The 429-nt window shown below is 66.2% G+C and carries 1 pseudogene; it reads left to right on the top strand.

From position 1 onward, the window contains the following. A pseudogene (locus tag K5E40_RS34470) lies at positions 1-429 on the top strand (Tn3 family transposase); the annotation flags it as partial.

The following is a 429-nucleotide window of genomic DNA, read 5'->3' as shown; positions in this document are numbered from 1 at the left end:
GCCGGCCGCGCAAGGCGTGCTGGCAGCCGTGCAGACCCTGCGTGAGATGAACGCCGACAACCTGCGCAAGGTGCCGGCCGATGCACCCACGGCCTTCATCAAGCCGCGCTGGAAGCCGCTGGTGATCACCCCGGAAGGCCTCGACCGGAAATTCTACGAAATCTGCGCCCTGTCCGAGCTGAAGAACGCCCTGCGCTCCGGCGACATCTGGGTCAAGGGCTCGCGGCAGTTCCGCGACTTCGACGACTACCTGCTGCCGGCCGAGAAGTTCGCCGCACTCAAGCGCGAGCAGGCCCTGCCCCTGGCGATCAACCCGAACAGCGACCAGTACCTGGAAGAGCGTTTGCAGCTGCTGGACGAGCAGTTGGCCACCGTCACCCGCCTGGCCAAGGACAACGAGCTGCCCGATGCCATCCTCACCGAGTCAGG

The sequence above is a fragment of the Pseudomonas baetica genome, from assembly GCF_019733355.1.
GTDB lineage: Bacteria > Pseudomonadota > Gammaproteobacteria > Pseudomonadales > Pseudomonadaceae > Aquipseudomonas > Aquipseudomonas baetica_A.
The sequence above is the reverse complement of the archived record's forward strand: the minus strand, read 5'-3'. Positions and strand labels throughout refer to the sequence as shown.